This is a genomic window from Paenibacillus tepidiphilus, from assembly GCF_008635795.1.
Classification (GTDB): domain Bacteria; phylum Bacillota; class Bacilli; order Paenibacillales; family Paenibacillaceae; genus Paenibacillus_AQ; species Paenibacillus_AQ tepidiphilus.
Genome location: NZ_VWRQ01000004.1, coordinates 114153 through 131744, shown reverse-complemented (window position 1 = coordinate 131744; position 17592 = coordinate 114153). Strand labels below are relative to the sequence as shown.

Genomic DNA, 17592 nt, shown 5'->3' with positions numbered 1-17592 from the left:
GACTGTATTTATACCTTGGCTGAGAACCCGCTGCCGCCTTCGCGTTGATCCATACGGGTATTCGCCACCCAATCCTTCCACTCGCCGTTCAATTCGGCAGCCAGAAGCGCATCCGATTGTTCATCACCACGTTCTCTGGAACGTCTGTCCTGCTGGGCTCCGGAACCTGTGCCGCGTCCCTGCTGACCGGCAAACTGCGAGAACAGCGACGAGGAATTGCTCTGGGATACCTCCAGCTTCTCAACCTGCAGGCCTTGGGAGACCAAAGCGCTCCGCAGCTGATTCATCTGCTGCTCCAGCATATCCTTGGCGACGGTATGCTCGGTGACAAACTGTGCCACAATCGTTCCGGCCTGCATCGTAATCTTGACGTCCACCTGACCCAGGTTGTCCGGGAATAAGGTGATCGTCGCTTCGGCTACGCCGCCCTTTTGAACGATCTGCAGGTTGCCCTTGATAAAGGTGTCCATTTCTTCGGCGAACCGGTGAACCGGAACCCGCTGCAGCTCCGTCTTCTGCGGAGCAGTCATACCGTCACGCAGTGACAGCTGGCCGGCTGTAATAACATCTGACGGGTCTGCGCTTGCCTTTACCGTATCGGGAGCCATCTCTTCCACAGTCTCTGCATTCAGCGCAGGCACTGCCGATTTCATTACAGAAGCAGAAACCCGGTCTTCTCCGGAATCCCCTGCAGGCTGCTGTGCAGGCATTGTCAGGGCAGCGGCCTGCTTGCCTTCTACGGCAGGCTGAGCGCCCTTGTCCGGAACAAGGCGAACTCCAGGTTCAGCAGTCTTGGCGGTGTTCTTACCAGCCTGATTCTCAGGCATAGCCTGAATAGAACCTGCTTTCAGAGCTGTTGTCTTCTCCTTGGCTTCTGGAACCGCTACTTCCGCCAGCAGAGTCGAGAACTGGCCCAGCATAGCCATTCCTTTGACCGCAGCTTCTTCATTCCCTGCAGCTGATGCGTTCTGAATCATCGAGACCAGATTATGCAGCTCATCCTGCACCGCGAAGCGCAGCGTTTCGGGTTGACGGGCCAGCGGCGATAAGCCTTCTGCTCCTGCCGCACCTTCAGCCAGTGCTTCCGTTGGTCCGGAAGTGCTGTTGCCATTCAGCAGTGCAGCAACCTGCAGCAGCCAGCCCTGCAGTGCCGCCAGCAGTGCGGGATCCTTCTGGATGTCTTCATCAAGCTGCTCAAGCTCAGCTCCCAGCTTCTCCAGAAGCTTACCGGCTTCTGTGCCTTCTGCTTCTGCGGACTCTTTACCCGCTGGAGATGTTCCAGCAAGCAGGCCCTGCAGCAGCACAGCTACATTCCCGATGAGCGAACCCGCAGCTTCCTTCACGATATTACCTTCCATGCTCTGAACCAGTGTCAGCGCAAATGCAGGTGTTGTCGCCCCGGCCGTTGCCGAAGCCACAGCAGAATTTCCTGCACCTGTTGGCGCAGCAACCGGCGCTGTCATTCCTCCGCCTGTAAACGATGTAAATACCAAACTCATTCTTTTTCACCTCCCTTCAAGTGTTCCTCTTAGTTCTGCCCGGCTGATTATTTGCCGCCCATGAGACGGTTGACAATTTTCGCAGCCAAGGCGCCTTCATCGTCAGCGCTTGCCATCTCGCTTAGTATAGAAGAGCGTATGCTATCGTCGACAGTATTGAGGATAGTGATTACTTTGTCCGGACTAATACTGTACATTGAACTTAGCAAGGTGGCCGCATCAGCGGCAGGCATTGCACCGAATGTCTGAGCAAGCTGTTCTTTGTCCAGATTGGCGGATGTTCCCGTGGTGGCCGCCGTTTTCGCGGCCTGCTCCTGCTTCAGCCGGGACTGCAGGGCGGCTACGGCCATATCAGCCGAGCTTGCTGTTTCCTTCAGTCTTACTGTAACTTCGGCTGCGGCCTCCGGGTCCATTTTTTCAAGAATGGCCGTCTTGCTTGCATTGTTCATGGCACTGAAGATTTGCACCTGCTCCTCGGTGGTCAGATTCTCCAGAATCGGTGCCGCCTTGGACGCTTTCATGCCGGAATACAGCTTGGCGAGCTCCGTCACCCTGTCCTGATACGGATCGACCGCCTCTTCCGCCGCCACCGCTTCGGCAGCTTCAGCTTCCGCCTTCATATCGTCGATCTGCTTCTGCAGCGCCTCCACCCTGCTGTCCTGCGCCGACTTGGCCTCATTGGCCTGCTGCAATTGCGCCGCCTGTGACGCAAGCTGGGCTTTCAGCTCCTTGATCGTGCTCTCGGAGCTTTCCAGCTGCTTCTCGCTGTCGGTCTGATCGTTTTCCTCCGCAGCCGACTCAGCGGGCGTGTCAGCCACCGGGTCGGGAACGAATCGCTCCACAAACAGAATTTTGTCGGCAATTTTGAGCGCCTTCTCCCGAACATCCATATTAAATAGAGTCAACAGCACACCAAGCAGTACAAGTGTAAAAATTATCGGAATCATCAGGAACAAAAACCGCTCGAATTTGCTTGCCGACTCTTCGTTTTCGATCTCTAATTCATTGTTAGCCACTAGCGGAAACCTCCCGGGTTAGAGGGATTTCATCGCGAAGCGGACGGTTGCCATCTCATCCAGTTCGTTTTGTTCCCGTAAAATCATCTCTTGCTGGAATAAATTCAGGGCCTTGTCTCTCGCCTTCAGCCATACCTTCTCATCCAGCATTTTCGTGCTGAGCTGATCCTGCTTGATTTGCACCTCTGCATGGGCCCGGTTAATGTCGGTATGCTTGCGGGAAATGCAGAGATCCAGGTATTCCACATAATTTTGCATCTCGCGGATCTTGGCCATCGGCGTTTTATGCTCGGCGGCATTTTGCAATTCCAGTAACAGTGTGCTGCGTTGTTCCAGCAATTGATCCAGACTCTTCTCCTGGGCCTGCAGTTCTCCGAGCGCGCTTGAGAGCATCCACTCCGCCTGGGTCTTCTCGTTGCTCTTCAAATCCACCACTTTTTGAAAGTTGTAATGGAATCTCATTGCTTATCAACTCCTTGAGAACTGTGAAATTAATGCTTGCTGAACCTCACCCAGCGTGACCTTCTCATTGACTCTTTGCTTGGTGAACTCCCAGATTTTATCGATAAAATGGATGGATTCATCAATCTGTGCGTTCGAGCCCCGCTGATAGGCCCCGATATTGATCAAATCCTCCGAGTCCTTATACACCGCCATCAGGCGCTTAACATTCTCTGCTGCGGCAATCTGATCCTGCGGCGCAATATCCTTCATGACACGGCTGATGCTGGCCAAAACATCGATGGCGGGAAAATGACCTTTATTCGCAATCCCCCGGTTCAGCACAATATGCCCGTCTAGAATACCGCGGACCGCGTCGGCAATCGGCTCGTTCATATCGTCTCCATCGACGAGTACCGTGTAGAACGCCGTAATCGATCCTGTCGGACCTGTTCCCGCCCGCTCCAGCAGCTTCGGCAGGCTGGCAAATACGGAAGGGGTATAGCCTCTCATTGCCGGCGGCTCCCCGACGGCAAGGCCCACCTCACGCTGCGCCATTGCATACCGGGTAACCGAGTCCATCATCAGCATCACATTCAGGCCCCTGTCGCGAAAATACTCGGCGATGGTTGTCGCGATCAGCGCCCCCTTGATCCGGATCAGCGCCGGCTGGTCAGACGTTGCCACCACGACGACCGATCGCTGCAGGCCCTCCGGCCCGAGATCGCGTTCAATGAAGTCAAGCACTTCCCGGCCGCGTTCGCCAATCAGAGCAATCACGTTGACATCTGCCGAGGTGTTCCGGGCAATCATGCCCATCAGTGTACTCTTGCCAACCCCCGAACCGGCGAAGATGCCGACGCGCTGTCCCTTGCCGATAGTCAGCAGACCATCTATCGCCCGTACACCGATGCTGATCGGCTCATGTACTCGCGGGCGGTTGAGCGGATTCGAAGGAATATTAAAGGTTGAGCTGTGCGGCATCCGGGCCGGAATCAGCGAACCGTCCAGCGGCTGGCCGAGGCCGTCGAGTATCTTGCCCAGAAGCTCGGAGCCTACCTGTACGCTGAGCGGCTTGCCGGTGCCCACTACATCGCAGCCCGGACCGATCGACTGCAGTTCACCAAGCGGCATCAGCAGTACCTTGTTATCGCGGAAGCCTACCACTTCAGCCTGCAGAGGCTTGCTGCCTTTGGAGGGATAGATGTAGCAGACATCGCCGATACTGGCATCCGGCCCTTCCGATTCAACCATCAGCCCGATGACCTGGGTCACCTTACCGTTGACCCGCACCGGATCGAGATTGCGCAACTGCTCTTTATAGCGTCCGCTGTCCAGCATCGTCTTCCCCATTTCTCAATTCATCGTTGTCCAGCGCAACCCGGAGCAGCTCTTTCTTGATCTCGGCCAGCTGCGTATCAATCCGGGCATCTATACTTCCGAAGGAGGAGCGTATTACGCAGCCCTGATCTTTAACGGTAGAATCCGGCAAAATCTGTAGTTCAGCCTGTGAATCCACTGCCAGCGACAATTCTTCTCTCGCAGCATTCACAAATGCGAACTGGGCAGGGGAGACGCATAAGGATATCACTCCCTGCTCGCGTTTACGCGACAAATTCCTGCGAATGAGCTCCATCGTAAATTCCGGTTCTATGGTGAGCTGCTTGTCGACGATCTTCTCGGCGATCGAGCAGCTCAGCTCCACGAGAAACGGCTCCGCTTCCTGGATGATGACTTCTTTGGCCCGATAAGCCTCCTGCAGCACATTTTGCGCCTCTTCCATCATCTGTGCCAGCTTGCGGGCCATATCCTGCTCGGCTTGCGCAATGCCTTCCTGATATCCCTGCTGATACGCTTCCGCCTTGATTGCCTCGGTCAGATGCTCATCCTGTTCCCTGCGCTGCTGCCACCATTCCTCCGCCTCGGCCTTTGCCGCCTCCACAATCCGCTCGGCTTCCTCCGAGGCGCTCCGGACTTGCCCCTCGGCAAACTCCTGGGCATCCTTCAGCATCTGCTTCCGGGCCGCTTCCGCTTCCTCGCGGGCGGCGTCATGGACAGGGACTTCACTAACCGGTTCTTCCGATACCGGCTCATCTGTAAGTCCGGCATGGTGCCGGGCCTGTTCCAGCCGTTTAAGCACATCTATCGGAACATATTGGGAATGTTTGATCAGCCTAGACAATGATGTCATCTCCTCCGCCACGGGCGATGATTATTTCACCTGAGTCTTCCAGTCTGCGGATCGTGCCTACAATGCGGGTCTGCGCCTCTTCAACGTCACGCAGCCGCACAGGACCCATATACTCCATCTCTTCGCGGAAGGTATCCGCCATGCGCTTGGACATATTGCGGAAGATGACGTCCCGCACTTCTTCGCTGGCCACCTTGAGCGCAAGCTGGAGATCCGCATTTTCGATATGCCGGATAATATGCTGGATTGAACGGTTGTCCACGTTGACGATATCCTCGAACACGAACATCCGCTTCTTGATTTCTTCGGCAAGCTCCGGGTCCTGAATCTCCAGAGAATCGAGAATGGTGCGCTCCGTGCCCCGGTCGACCCCATTCAGGATCTGTACAATGGATTCGATACCCCCGGCATTCGTATAATCCTGGGTAACGGTAGCCGAGAGCTTCTGCTCCAGGACCCGTTCAATTTGTGTAACCACTTCCGGCGAAGTGCTGTCCATGATCGCAATTCTCCGGGCAACCTCTGCCTGCTTCTCTTGCGGAAGAGAGGACAGGATGGAGGCAGCCTGCTCGAATTGCAGATAAGACAGGACGAGCGCAATAGTCTGGACATTTTCGTTCTGGATAAAGTTCAGGATCTGATTCGGATCGGCCTTGCGGGCGAAGTCGAAAGGTCTGACCTGCAGCGTTGCCGTCAGCCGGTTGATGACCTCCATCGCCTTGGTCTGCCCGAGTGCCTTCTCCAGGATCTCCTTGGCGTAATTAATCCCGCCTTGCGAGATATATTCCTGGGCCAGGCAGATCTGATGGAACTCGGACATAATCATCTCTTTCTCCGCGCTGTCCACCTTGCGGACGTTGGCGATCTCCAGAGTGAGCTGTTCGATTTCTTCGTCCTTCAAATGCTTGAATATTTGCGCCGATACTTCTGGCCCTAGAGTTATAAGCAGGATCGCCGCTTTCTGGCGGCCGCTGAGTCCCGCTTGGCCGGCTTTTGCCATTAAGACACCTCTATTCGTCAGCTAACCAGGAACGCAGCAGATTTACGAATTCATCCGGCTTCTTCTTCGCCAGACTTTCAAGCTGCTTGCGGACCTGACTTTCATTCGTTACGCTCTCCATATTAATAGACGGAAACTCGGTAGGAACCTGCAGAGGAACTTCTTCTTCCACATCTTCCTCCGCGTTGTTTCTGCGTCTGCGGTAGATCAGATATCCGGCTCCCACTCCCACCAGGAGTGCCGCCCCGCCGATAGCCCAAATCATCCAGGTAGCCAGGCCGCCTGCGGCTGCTTCTGCCGTAGTTCCGCCAAACGGCTGCGATAAGACCGAAACTTTCTTGGCCAAATCAGCGTCTGTATAAGTAGTACCGGAACCGGCCAGAGATGCGCGGACAATATTCACCAGAATATTCTCGATGGCATCAGAAGTCGCCTGGTCCAAACTTTCTTGTCCTGTAGGTGGTTCAACCGCAACATTAATGGTTAAATCTTTAACAGTATATGGGCTTGCGATTACATCCTTGGTGATGCGGGTCACTTCATAGTTCCGGGTCTCCGAGGATTCTTCAGAAGTGGAAGTCCCCGTATCGGAACCGGCAGGATATCCGGAGACATCTTCAGAGCCTGTCCCTGCAACTCCGCCCGTGGTGTTTCCCTGACCCGAATAAGTGTTGCTGATAATCTGCGAACTGATTTCAATTCCTCGCATATTCTCGGTATCAACTGGTGCTACGATATTCTCCGTCCGGTTCTCCTTATCAAAATTCAATGTTGAGATTACCAGAACATCCACCTTGTCCGGACCGGTAAACGTGCTTAAGAATTGCTTTACATTTTTCTTGACTTCTTCCTCGAACTTCTTAGTGAGCGCGAAGTTTTCCTCCACCTGATTGGAGACACCCGCTTGTCCGCCCTTTGCCGTCGGCATCAATTCGACCTCATTGTTAGCGATCGTAATATTCTCGATGGGCAAATTTGGAACGGCAGTCTTCACTAGATTGAAGTATCCGTCGATATTATCCTGTGATGGCCTGAAGCCAGGGTCGAACGTCAAGACTACAGAAGCCGAAGCCTGTTCTTGCCCCTCTTGTGCAACGAATACCGTTTCTTTCGGCAGATTGATCAGCACCTTGGCAGCCTTGATGCCCTGCATACGTCCCATCAGCTGCTCAACCTCGCCGTTTAAGGCGTTGTTATACTTAACATTAAACTCGCTGTCCGTTGTTCCAATCATCGAAGAGGACTCATCGAATACTTTGTAGCCGATTGAACCTTCCTGTACGATCCCCTGCGAAGCGATATCAATCTTGATCCTAGTCGCATCCGTGCTCGGGACCGAAATACTTTGTCCATCCGGGCTCAGCCGGTAAGGGATTCCCGACGAATCCAGATAAGTCATGACTCCCGCAGCATCCGTACTGTCAAGATCCCGGAATGCCACTTCATACTCCGTTTTGGAAAGCTGCATGGTCATAACTACAATGATGATGATAATTATAAAAAGGGTCGAGAAGAAAAGAATCTTCTGCTTCCCGCTAAATCTGTTCCAATACTGGGTGAGCTTCTCCCGGTACTGGGCAAATCTTTCATTCACAGTGTCACCCCATCCGAAACTAAGCTTGGATTATTTAGATCTGAGTTCTCATAATTTCCTGATAGGCTTCGATTACCTTGTTCCGGACTTGTGTAGTCAACTGCAAGCTTAGCAGTGCCTGTTGGGAAGCAATCATGGTTTCGTCTATATTGACTTCTCCCAAAATAAATTTATTGTTCATATCTTTAGCATTTTGTTCCTGGCCGGCGACCTGATTCAGGGCATCCTGCAAATAAGCGCTGAAGCTTTGTGAAGAGTCGGATACGCTGGAAGTCTCAGCGGCTGCTGTCTTCATGGCTAGCGGTTGTATGGTCTGGGAGCCAATCATAAAATTCTGGATCAATGAATTCCCTCCTGTAATTTTGTTGCCTTATTGACGTTATTAAGCTCTGCCGATTTCCAGCGCTTTCGATACCATTGCTTTGGATGCGTTCAGCATCGTAACGTTAGCCTCGTAAGAACGCGAAGCCGAGAGCATATCCACCATTTCCTTCGTAATATCCACATTGGGCATATATACATAGCCTTCGGCATCCGCATCCGGATGGCTCGGATTATACACGGGTTTCAGCGGTGAAGGATCCTCTGTAATCGACTGCACCTTAACTCCTTCGCTCTGACCGTTCATTTTGGAATTCAGAACATTTGCGAAGCTGTTGCTGTCAGAAGTCTCAAGCACCACCAGTTTGCGGCGGTATGCTACTGCTTTGCCATCCACCACCGACGCTCTGGTCGTTTCGGCGTTGGCGATATTGGAGGAAATCACGTCCATTCTAAGCCGCTGGGCGGTCAATGCGGATGCGCTGATTCCAAAACTGCTGCCAAAATTCACCACTTACTACCTCCCTTCAATTACGGTTCGCATCATTGTGATCTGACTGTTGATCTGCTGGACATATGAATTATACCGGAGCTGATTCTCGGCGCTGAGCGCCATCTCGCGGTCCATATCCACGTTGTTGCCGTTGTTGTTCATGGAAGTGGTTGCGTCCATGGATACGGCAGGACCCGGCAGAGAAGTACCTGTTCCGAATTTGAAATGACGGGAATCCGTCACTTTCGCGTCCAGTGATGCCTGGATTCCGCTTTCTTGCTGTCTCAACAAGCTTTCAAAAGCTACATCCGAACGTTTGAAATTCGGTGTATCGGCATTTGCCACATTGTTGGCCAGCACGTTTTGTCGTATATTGGCGGCATCCAGACCGGCCTGCAATCTTTGAAAACTGACACTGTTCAGCAATCCCATGGAAACTCTCCTCTCCAATCCTTTTCGCAATGAAAAGAATTCCACATCTTCTTACGAATTCCTTCTTGATTCGACAAAAAAAGCTAAAATTCTTCCTATCCTTTCACCGTAAGTCGAAAGGTGTCGATGTCGAATGAAAATAGTGACGCTCATATACATTGATTCTCTTAGAATTTGTATATTATTACAATAAGAAATAAGCCCTATCTTTTCAGAAAAGACAGGGCTCACTACATAAAACGGCAAATTTATAGTTAATTCAATCCCATTTATCGCTAATATTCCACTACATTTAGCATTGCTTACACATATTTAAAGATTGACTGTTCTGTCACTATATCCAAATGCCTATTTTTCGTTAATATTGCTGCTTTGTCAGTTTAAAGAATATATTGACTTAAATCGCGGTCCTGTGCGATATCGGCCAGCTTCTCGCGGACATATTCCGGAGTAATGACCATTGTCTCCAGCGTGAGCTCCGGAGCCTCAAACGACAGATCCTCCAGCAGCTTCTCCAAAATGGTATGCAGGCGGCGCGCACCGATATTTTCGGTGTTCTGATTGACGGTCGCGGCAATCCGGGCAATCTCCTGAATCGCCTCCTGCTGGAACTCGATCTCCAGGTTCTCCGTTTTGAGCAGATTGATGTACTGCTTGGTCAATGCATTCTTGGGCTCGGTCAAGATGGACACAAAGTCCTCGAGGGTCAAACTGCTCAGTTCTACGCGAATCGGAAAGCGGCCCTGAAGCTCAGGAATCAGATCGGACGGCTTGGCGATATGGAAGGCCCCTGCAGCGATGAACAGCACGTAATCGGTCTTTACAGGGCCGTATTTGGTCATAACGGTCGAACCCTCAACTATCGGCAGAATATCGCGCTGCACGCCTTCTCGGGAAACATCGGGGCCGGAGCCTTTCCCCGCACTTGCGACCTTATCAATTTCATCGATAAAAATGATGCCCGACTGCTCGGCACGTGCCACGGATTCCTGGATGACATCATCCATATCAATCAGCTTAGCCGCTTCATCCTGAATCAGCACCTTGCGGGCCTCTTTGACCGCCAGCTTGCGTTTCTTGGTCCGCTTGGGCAGCAGGCTGCCGAACATCTCCTGCATGTTCATCCCCATCTGGTCATTGCCCTGGCCGGCAAACATATCGAACATATTCGGCGCAGTATCCTCCACATCGATTTCGATAACGTCTTCCTCCAGCTGTCCGGCCAGCAATTTGAACTTCACCCCGCGGCGGCGTTCACTGAGACTGCTGTCCTCTGCTTCTTCTTTCGTGTCATCGGAAGCGCCATTTCCGCCTCCGCCAAAAATCATTTCGAACGGATTGCGCTGGTTCTTGGCTTTGACATTGGACGGTACCAGCAAGGCTACAATACGCTCATTGGCCAATTCCTCAGCGCGGTCTTTGACCTTCTCCGTCCGCTCTAGCTTCACCATCCGAATGGCCGTTTCCACCAGATCACGAACCATGGACTCCACATCCCGCCCGACATAGCCCACCTCGGTAAACTTTGTCGCCTCCACTTTAACAAAAGGCGCATTAACCAGCTTGGCCAGGCGGCGGGCGATTTCCGTCTTGCCCACGCCGGTAGGTCCAATCATCAGAATGTTTTTGGGAACCACTTCATCCCGCAGCTCTTCGCTTAGCAGACTGCGCCGGTAACGGTTCCGTAAAGCGACGGCTACCGATTTTTTAGCTTGCTTTTGCCCGACGATGTATTTGTCCAGCTCGGTGACAATTTGGCGCGGCGTAAACGCTTGATTCGGCATCGTGACTTCCTCCTCTGGTTCTTGCGGGCCTATTCGGCCTGCAATTGTTCGGTAATGATGTTGGAATTGGTGTACACGCAAATTTCAGAGGCAATCTGCAGCGCTTCTCTGGCGATCTCCTGTGCAGACATACCGGGTGAATGGCGTTTGAGCGCCCGACCGGCCGCCAACGCGAAATTGCCCCCGGAACCGATCGCAAGCACATCATCATCCGGCTCGATAATTTCCCCGTTGCCCGAGATCAGCAGCATGCCTTCCCGGTTCACAACGATCATGAGCGCCTCCAGCTTCCGGAGGACGCGGTCCTGGCGCCAGTCCTTGGCCAGTTCGACTGCAGCGCGCTGCAGGTTGCCGTGATGCTCCTCAAGCTTCCCTTCAAACATCTCAAACAGCGTGATGGCATCGGCTACGGAGCCTGCAAACCCGGCGATGACCTGACCCCGGTAAAGCCGGCGCACCTTCTTGGCCGTGGTTTTCATAATCACGCTCTCGCCGAACGTCACCTGGCCGTCCCCGGCGATTGCCGCCTGGCCGTTATGTCTTACAGCACAGATTGTGGTTGCGTGAAAGCTGGGCAACATGATATGCAACCTCCTAAAAGTTTTGTGAGCGTTACATCCGTGAAACTATCTTCGAGCAAAACTGGCTTCGGAAGCATACGCTTATTTGTATGGGAATACTACCTTGAATGCTCTTCGTACAAACTGACTTCGTAAGCATACTCTAGTTTTGTGAGCGTTACATCCGTGAAACTATCTTCGAGCAAAACTGGCTTCGGAAGCATACGCTTATTTGTATGGGAATACTACCTTGAATGCTCTTCGTACAAACTGACTTCGTAAGCATACGCTAAGTTTTGTGAGCGTTACATCCTTGAACCTATCTTCGAGCAAAACTGGCTTCGAAGCGCGCCTCTTACTGCGATTCTGTCTCTGAAGCCACCGGTTCTGCCTCCGGCTCTGTATAAGGCAGCTTCTGCTCTTTGGCGAATGCCGCCAGGCTGTCAAGCGCGCGGTAAGCAAGCATTTCATTCTTCTCTTTCTTGCTGCGGATCTTCTTCTCCGGCTTCGGCAGCAGGCCGAAGTTGGCGTTCATCGGCTGGAAATGTGCCGGATCGGCCGATGTGATGTAGGCTGGCATACTGCCCAGCACGCTGTCGTCCGGGAAGATCAGGCATTCTTGGCCAAGCGCCGCCCGGGCCGCATTGATTCCGGCAATAAGTCCGGAGGCAGCCGATTCCACATAGCCCTCAACTCCGGTCATCTGGCCGGCAAAAAACAGCCGTTCCCGTCCCTTCATCTGATAGGTAGGATGGAGCAGCTTCGGAGAGTTAATGAATGTGTTGCGGTGCATGACGCCATAACGCACATATTCGGCATTCTCAAGTCCGGGGATCAGAGAGAAGACTCGTTTCTGCTCGCCCCATTTCAGATGCGTCTGGAAGCCGACCAGATTGTAGAGCGTACCTGCCGCGTTATCCTGACGTAATTGCACAACCGCGTAAGGCAGCTTGCCGGTGTGGGGATTAACCAGGCCCACAGGCTTCATGGGTCCGAACAGAGCGGTCTGCTTCCCGCGCTTCATCATGATTTCAATCGGCATACAGCCTTCGAAATAAATCTCCTTCTCAAAATCCTTGAGGGCTGCCGTTTCCGCGGAGATCAGCGCATCATAGAAGACATCGAATTCCGCTTCCGTCATCGGACAGTTAAGGTAGGCGGCTTCTCCCTTGTCGTAACGCGAAGCCAGATAGACCTTGTTCATGTCAATGCTGTCCTTCTCGACAATAGGTGCGGCAGCATCATAGAAGTAGAAATACTCTTCGCCCAGCAGTCCTTTGATTTCGGAAGATAACGCCGGTGAGGTCAAGGGACCGGTAGCGATGACAACAATCCCTTCCTCCGGTATATGCGTCAGTTCTTCATTTATGACTTCCACCAAAGGATGTTCGTGCAGCGTTCTGGTAATTTCGCCCGAGAAGCCGTCACGGTCAACGGCAAGCGCGCCGCCAGCCGGCACTGCATGGCGGTCGGCTGCGCCGAGCACCAATGAGTTCAGCCGGCGCATTTCTTCCTTAAGCACCCCTACCGCATTGCCAAGGCCATTGGCCCGCAGCGAATTGCTGCAGACCAGCTCGGCGAATTGATCGGTATGATGCGCCGGCGTCTTCACCGCCGGGCGCATCTCATATAAACGGACCGGCACTCCCTGCGAGGCAATTTGCCAAGCAGCTTCGCTGCCCGCAAGTCCTGCGCCGATCACTGTTACTTTTGCTGATTCTGTCACTTTCCGTTCCTCCTGTAGGACTTATTCTGCCAGTTCTTCGTTGTCTGCCACTTCCTCCGAATGATCACAGGCCGTACATTGCAGCTTCGCTCCCTGCTTGTTGCGCTTCTCGATCATCCAGGAGCCGCATACAGGACAAGGCTTGGCCGAAGGCCGGTCCCAGGAGACAAAATCGCAGCCCGGATACTGGTCGCAGCCATAGAATACGCGGCCCTTCTTACTGCGTCGCTCTACGACTTTGCCTTCATGGCATTTCGGGCATTCCACACCGATATCCTTCACGATCGGCTTGGTGTTCCGGCAATCCGGGAAACCGGAGCAGGCCAGAAATTTACCAAATCTGCCCAGCTTATAGACCATCGGCTTGCCGCATTTCTCGCAATTCTCGTCTGAAACCTCGTCTTCAATCTCGATTTCCTTCATTTCTTCCTCGGCAACCACCAGCCGCTTCTCGAAGGATTCATAGAATTCGGCAAGTACCTTCACCCAATCCTCTTCCCCTTCTTCGACATGGTCAAGGTCGCCTTCCATATGTGCCGTGAATTCCACATCCAGAATTTCCGGGAAGAATTGCTCCATTTGCTCGATAATGAGCTCGCCCAGCTCTGTCGGCATAAATTTCTTTTCTTCAATCGCCACATAGCCGCGCTTCTGAATCGTTTCCAGTGTCGGAGCATAGGTGCTTGGCCGGCCGATGCCGAGCTCCTCCAGTGTCTTCACCAGACGGGCTTCCGTATACCTTGGTGGCGGCTGGGTGAAATGCTGCTTAGGCTCGATTTCCTTATTGTCCAGGACATCTCCCTTCTGCAGCGGCGGCAGAAACTTCTCTTCATCGGTAGTCCCGTCGTCATTGCCTTCCACATACACCTTCATGAAACCAGGGAAGGATATCTTGGAGCCCACAGCCCGGAATACAGCTGTGCCTGCAGCAATATCGACCGACAGAGTATCCAGAACAGCCGAAGCCATCTGGCTGGAAACAAAACGCTCCCAAATCAGCTTATACAACCGGAACTGGTCGCGGCTCATGAATTCCTTGATCATTTCCGGCTCGCGCTGCGCCGAAGTAGGGCGAATCGCCTCATGGGCATCCTGGGCCCCGGCTGCTTTCTTGGAATAATTGCGCGGCGTCTCCGGCACGAATGGCGCACCGTATTTAGAGGTAATCAGCTCGCGGGCTTCATCCTGGGCCGTCACAGACAATCGGGTGGAGTCAGTACGCATATAAGTAATAAGGCCGACTGTCCCTTCCTTGCCCAGCTCCACCCCTTCATAGAGCTGCTGTGCCACGGACATGGTCTTGGCCGCCCGGAAGCCCAGCTTACGTGCCGCTTCCTGCTGGAGCGAGCTTGTCGTAAACGGTGCGGAAGGATGACGCTGGCGTTCCTTTTCTTTGACTTCACTGACAGTGAAGTCCGCATTTTGGATCGCTTTCAGCACTTCCTGAACATCGCTTTCCTGGCCCAGCTCCTTTTTCTCGCCGTTCAGCTTATGGAACTTGGCTTCAAAGACAGAATCGCGGATTCCAAGCTTCGCTGTAATGCTCCAGTATTCCGTTGGAACAAACGCGGAAATTTCGTTTTCCCGGTCCATAATAATCTTGACTGCTACTGACTGTACGCGTCCGGCAGAGAGTCCTTTTTTGACTTTCTTCCATAATAGTGGGCTGATCTTATAGCCCACCAGCCGGTCCAGGATACGCCGGGCCTGCTGTGCGTTCACCAGATCCATATTGATTTTGCGCGGCGTCTTGAATGCATCCTTGACGGCCTGCTTGGTGATCTCATTAAAGACCACCCGGCATTCCTGCGTATTGTCCAGCTCCAGCGCATGCGCCAGATGCCAGGCAATGGCTTCCCCTTCGCGGTCCGGGTCAGCCGCCAGATATACTTTTTTGACTTTTTTACTGGCGTCCTTAAGTTCCTTCAGAATCGAACCCTTGCCGCGGATTGTTATATATTTTGGGCTGAACTGGTTCTCGACTTCAACCCCTATTTGACTCTTCGGCAAATCTCTGATATGCCCCATTGATGCTTTTACAATATATTTACTGCCTAAATATTTGCCAATCGTCTTCGCTTTGGCCGGCGATTCGACAATAACCAATGCATCTGCCATAGGCTCTCCTCCTAAATCGTAAATAAGCTTGATACTCGATAGAATCCCGCAAAGTGCAGTCTAATTTCAGGGCGTCCATGGGCATGCGGGGCCCCTGAACGTTCATTGTCTTCAGAGTAATCCGGATTAAATCTTACCCGTAAAACACGCACTTAACTCGCCTTCTATATTAAATTACCTTATAGATTGCACCCGGTAATTGCGCTACCGCTTTTTGTATGATTAACGATAACAGAACTGAATGCAAATGTCCAAAATGCCATCCTGAGCGCCCCAGCAGCTCATCCAGGGTGAATGGCCCTTGCTGCAGTATATGGTATAGTTGTTGCTCATCGTTTGTCAATTTCTTTTCATCAAGTCCTGCCCGTTGCCCGGCTGCCGGACCGTGTCCGGATTCTCTGTCCACAGCAGTCAGCGGCAAAAGATGGGCATATTCTTCAAGGATATCGCCGGCGCAGGTTACCAGCTTCGCCCCCTGCTTAATCAGCTCCAGGGCACCTCTGCTCTTGGGCGAAGTCAGCGGTCCCGGCACAGCAAATACATCCCTGCCTGCTTCCAGGGCGGCATCTGCCGTGATGAGCGAACCGCTGCGGCTGTCCGCTTCCACCACTACCGTACCCAAGGCCAAGCCGGCGATAATCCGGTTCCGCTGCGGAAACAAGCCGGGATGGCTCGGTGTTCCTAAGGGATACTCGCTCAAGACCAGTCCTCTGCGGCTAATATCGCGTTCCAGCTCCCGGTTATCCGGAGGGTAAATTTTGTCAAATCCTGTCGCCATCACTGCGATTGTGCTGCCTTCTCCGCGCAATGCCGCTTCGTGGCAGACACTGTCAATCCCCCGTGCCAGTCCGCTGGCAACAGTCACTCCGCCGCGGCTTAGCTCCTCAGCCAGCATTTCACCGACTTTACGGCCATACGCTGTTGGTACACGGGTCCCGACCATGGCGACAACCGGTCTCCCGGTCAGTCCGATATCGCCTTTATAGTACAGCACCCAAGGCGGCTGGGCTGTTTCTTTCAGTTGCGCCGGGTAATTCCCGTCGAACACGGTGACCATCTCCAGACCTCTTTCTTCTATTAAAAGGCGGCGCTCTTTGATCCACTCCAGGATGTTCATCCCGGCCAGTCGCTGCGCAACTGCAACCGATAATCCAATACCGCGCCATTCCTCTTCCCGGCAGGAAAGCCCCTCCTCTGACAAATAACCTGAACGGCAGATTTTGTCGATACTTTTCCAGCCGATACCGGCAATCTCATGCAACCCAAACAGCAATTCGCGCTTATCCATATATACTCTACTCCCTCATTTGAACGGAAGGAATGCCTTCCTTATTTGGCACAAAAAAAAGCAACCTTTTATCCCCGCTGCGGAGAATAAAAGGTTGCTTACCTTTACAGCTATTATACACAGCAATGATGACAAGGTATAGCTTTAATGCGTAGTGAAGGCGTTCAATATGCCGCGCTCTTCCAGAACACTGACCAGCGTCGAGCCCATTTCGGCCGGAGTAGGCGCCACCTTGATACCGCAGGACTCCAGCACGGCAATTTTCTCGCTGGCCGTACCTTTGCCCCCGGAGATAATCGCACCGGCATGGCCCATACGCTTGCCTGGAGGCGCCGTCACGCCGCCGATAAATCCGACAACAGGCTTTGTCATGTTCTCTTTGATCCATAACGCAGCTTCTTCCTCGGCCGTTCCCCCGATTTCACCGATCATAATAACCGCTTTGGTTCCGGGATCTTCATTAAAGAGCTTCAGAATATCTATAAACTCCGAGCCCTTCACCGGATCGCCGCCGATGCCCACAGCCGTCGATTGCCCGATGCCGCGTTCGGTCAGCTGATGCACGGCTTCATAGGTCAAGGTTCCGCTGCGCGAAACGACGCCAACATAACCCGGGGTATGGATATATCCCGGCATAATCCCGATCTTGCACTCACCGGGCGTAATGACACCCGGACAGTTAGGTCCAATGAGTACGGTGGACTTACCTTCCATATAACGGGACACCTTGACCATATCCAGCACCGGAATGCCCTCGGTAATACAGATGACGAGATCAAGCTCGGCATCCACCGCCTCCATAATGGAATCCGCAGCAAATGCCGGTGGAACATAAATAACACTGGCCGTTGCTCCGGTAGCGGCTACTGCCTGCACTACGGTGTCGAATACCGGCAGGCTGACTTGGGTGCCGTTCTCCAGCGTAATGTCAGCATAGGTTCCACCTTTGCCAGGAGTCACCCCGCCAACCATTTGCGTACCGTATTCAAGTGCTCCCTTAGTATGGAATAGTCCGGTCGCTCCGGTAATGCCTTGCGTAATCACTTTCGTATGTTTATTGACAAGAATGCTCATGTTCTGGTCACATCCCCACTGATAGAGTAGTCGAATACGAATGCCTGGTCCGTAA

16 protein-coding genes are annotated in these 17592 nt (G+C 53.0%); all 16 read right to left on the bottom strand.

Annotated elements, in window-relative coordinates:
- Positions 1 to 8 precede the first annotated feature (8 nt).
- Positions 9 to 1499 (bottom strand): flagellar hook-length control protein FliK, encoded by a 1491-nt coding sequence (locus F1379_RS06560; protein WP_150267659.1) that lies wholly within the window; start codon positions 1497 to 1499, stop codon positions 9 to 11.
- Between the two features lie 47 nt (positions 1500 to 1546).
- Positions 1547 to 2515, bottom strand: a complete 969-nt coding sequence (locus F1379_RS06555) for a MotE family protein (RefSeq protein ID WP_150267657.1) — start codon at positions 2513 to 2515, stop codon at positions 1547 to 1549.
- Between the two features lie 18 nt (positions 2516 to 2533).
- On the bottom strand, positions 2534 to 2977 hold the full coding sequence (fliJ, locus tag F1379_RS06550; RefSeq protein WP_150267655.1) for a flagellar export protein FliJ: 444 nt from the start codon (positions 2975 to 2977) through the stop codon (positions 2534 to 2536).
- 6 nt (positions 2978 to 2983) lie between these two features.
- Entirely contained in the window at positions 2984 to 4297 is a 1314-nt protein-coding gene (gene fliI, locus F1379_RS06545) for a flagellar protein export ATPase FliI (RefSeq protein WP_150268128.1), read from the bottom strand.
- On the bottom strand, positions 4275 to 5138 hold the full coding sequence (locus F1379_RS06540) for a FliH/SctL family protein (RefSeq protein ID WP_150267653.1): 864 nt from the start codon (positions 5136 to 5138) through the stop codon (positions 4275 to 4277). Before F1379_RS06540 ends, fliI begins: the two co-directional genes overlap by 23 nt.
- Positions 5131 to 6147, bottom strand: a complete 1017-nt coding sequence (gene fliG, locus F1379_RS06535) for a flagellar motor switch protein FliG (protein ID WP_150267651.1) — start codon at positions 6145 to 6147, stop codon at positions 5131 to 5133. The genes F1379_RS06540 and fliG overlap by 8 nt, the downstream gene beginning before the upstream one ends.
- 10 nt (positions 6148 to 6157) lie before the next feature.
- Positions 6158 to 7741, bottom strand: a complete 1584-nt coding sequence (fliF, locus tag F1379_RS06530; protein ID WP_150267648.1) for a flagellar basal-body MS-ring/collar protein FliF — start codon at positions 7739 to 7741, stop codon at positions 6158 to 6160.
- 34 nt (positions 7742 to 7775) lie between these two features.
- Positions 7776 to 8084, bottom strand: a complete 309-nt coding sequence (fliE, locus tag F1379_RS06525) for a flagellar hook-basal body complex protein FliE (RefSeq protein WP_150267646.1) — start codon at positions 8082 to 8084, stop codon at positions 7776 to 7778.
- A 39-nt stretch (positions 8085 to 8123) separates the two neighbouring features.
- Entirely contained in the window at positions 8124 to 8513 is a 390-nt protein-coding gene (gene flgC, locus F1379_RS06520) for a flagellar basal body rod protein FlgC (protein WP_420850481.1), read from the bottom strand.
- A 66-nt stretch (positions 8514 to 8579) separates the two neighbouring features.
- The gene (flgB, locus tag F1379_RS06515; protein WP_150267642.1) at positions 8580 to 8987 is read right to left on the bottom strand and encodes a flagellar basal body rod protein FlgB; all 408 of its coding nucleotides are present in this window, start codon (positions 8985 to 8987) and stop codon (positions 8580 to 8582) included.
- A gap of 380 nt (positions 8988 to 9367) precedes the next feature.
- Positions 9368 to 10771 carry an ATP-dependent protease ATPase subunit HslU gene (hslU, locus tag F1379_RS06510; RefSeq protein ID WP_150267640.1) on the bottom strand — a complete coding sequence of 468 codons (1404 nt, stop codon included), beginning with the start codon at positions 10769 to 10771 and terminating at the stop codon, positions 9368 to 9370.
- A 29-nt stretch (positions 10772 to 10800) separates the two neighbouring features.
- Complete coding sequence (hslV, locus tag F1379_RS06505; protein ID WP_150267638.1) at positions 10801 to 11352, bottom strand: ATP-dependent protease subunit HslV; 552 nt, start codon at positions 11350 to 11352, stop codon at positions 10801 to 10803.
- Between the two features lie 334 nt (positions 11353 to 11686).
- Positions 11687 to 13057 carry an FADH(2)-oxidizing methylenetetrahydrofolate--tRNA-(uracil(54)-C(5))-methyltransferase TrmFO gene (gene trmFO / locus F1379_RS06500; protein WP_150267635.1) on the bottom strand — a complete coding sequence of 457 codons (1371 nt, stop codon included), beginning with the start codon at positions 13055 to 13057 and terminating at the stop codon, positions 11687 to 11689.
- A 21-nt stretch (positions 13058 to 13078) separates the two neighbouring features.
- A complete protein-coding gene (gene topA, locus F1379_RS06495) occupies positions 13079 to 15175 on the bottom strand; it encodes a type I DNA topoisomerase (protein WP_150267633.1) in 2097 nt (698 codons plus the stop codon).
- Between the two features lie 169 nt (positions 15176 to 15344).
- The gene (gene dprA / locus F1379_RS06490; protein ID WP_150267631.1) at positions 15345 to 16463 is read right to left on the bottom strand and encodes a DNA-processing protein DprA; all 1119 of its coding nucleotides are present in this window, start codon (positions 16461 to 16463) and stop codon (positions 15345 to 15347) included.
- 144 nt (positions 16464 to 16607) lie between these two features.
- Positions 16608 to 17537: a succinate--CoA ligase subunit alpha gene (gene sucD / locus F1379_RS06485; RefSeq protein ID WP_150267629.1), complete on the bottom strand. Its 930-nt coding sequence runs from the start codon at positions 17535 to 17537 to the stop codon at positions 16608 to 16610.
- Positions 17538 to 17592: the final 55 nt, after the last annotated feature.

What these genes read in the sequence shown, in the direction of transcription:
- F1379_RS06560 (WP_150267659.1), bottom strand. Translation starts at nt 1,499, where the DNA reads ATGAGTTTGGTATTTACATCGTTTACAGGCGGAGGAATGACAGCGCCG.
- fliJ (WP_150267655.1), bottom strand. Translation starts at nt 2,977, where the DNA reads ATGAGATTCCATTACAACTTTCAAAAAGTGGTGGATTTGAAGAGCAAC.
- fliI (WP_150268128.1), bottom strand. Translation starts at nt 4,297, where the DNA reads ATGCTGGACAGCGGACGCTATAAAGAGCAGTTGCGCAATCTCGATCCG.
- fliG (WP_150267651.1), bottom strand. Translation starts at nt 6,147, where the DNA reads ATGGCAAAAGCCGGCCAAGCGGGACTCAGCGGCCGCCAGAAAGCGGCG.
- flgC (WP_420850481.1), bottom strand. Translation starts at nt 8,513, where the DNA reads ATGGACGTGATTTCCTCCAATATCGCCAACGCCGAAACGACCAGAGCG.
- flgB (WP_150267642.1), bottom strand. Translation starts at nt 8,987, where the DNA reads ATGGGATTGCTGAACAGTGTCAGTTTTCAAAGATTGCAGGCCGGTCTG.
- hslU (WP_150267640.1), bottom strand. Translation starts at nt 10,771, where the DNA reads ATGCCGAATCAAGCGTTTACGCCGCGCCAAATTGTCACCGAGCTGGAC.
- hslV (WP_150267638.1), bottom strand. Translation starts at nt 11,352, where the DNA reads ATGTTGCCCAGCTTTCACGCAACCACAATCTGTGCTGTAAGACATAAC.
- topA (WP_150267633.1), bottom strand. Translation starts at nt 15,175, where the DNA reads ATGGCAGATGCATTGGTTATTGTCGAATCGCCGGCCAAAGCGAAGACG.
- dprA (WP_150267631.1), bottom strand. Translation starts at nt 16,463, where the DNA reads ATGGATAAGCGCGAATTGCTGTTTGGGTTGCATGAGATTGCCGGTATC.
- sucD (WP_150267629.1), bottom strand. Translation starts at nt 17,537, where the DNA reads ATGAGCATTCTTGTCAATAAACATACGAAAGTGATTACGCAAGGCATT.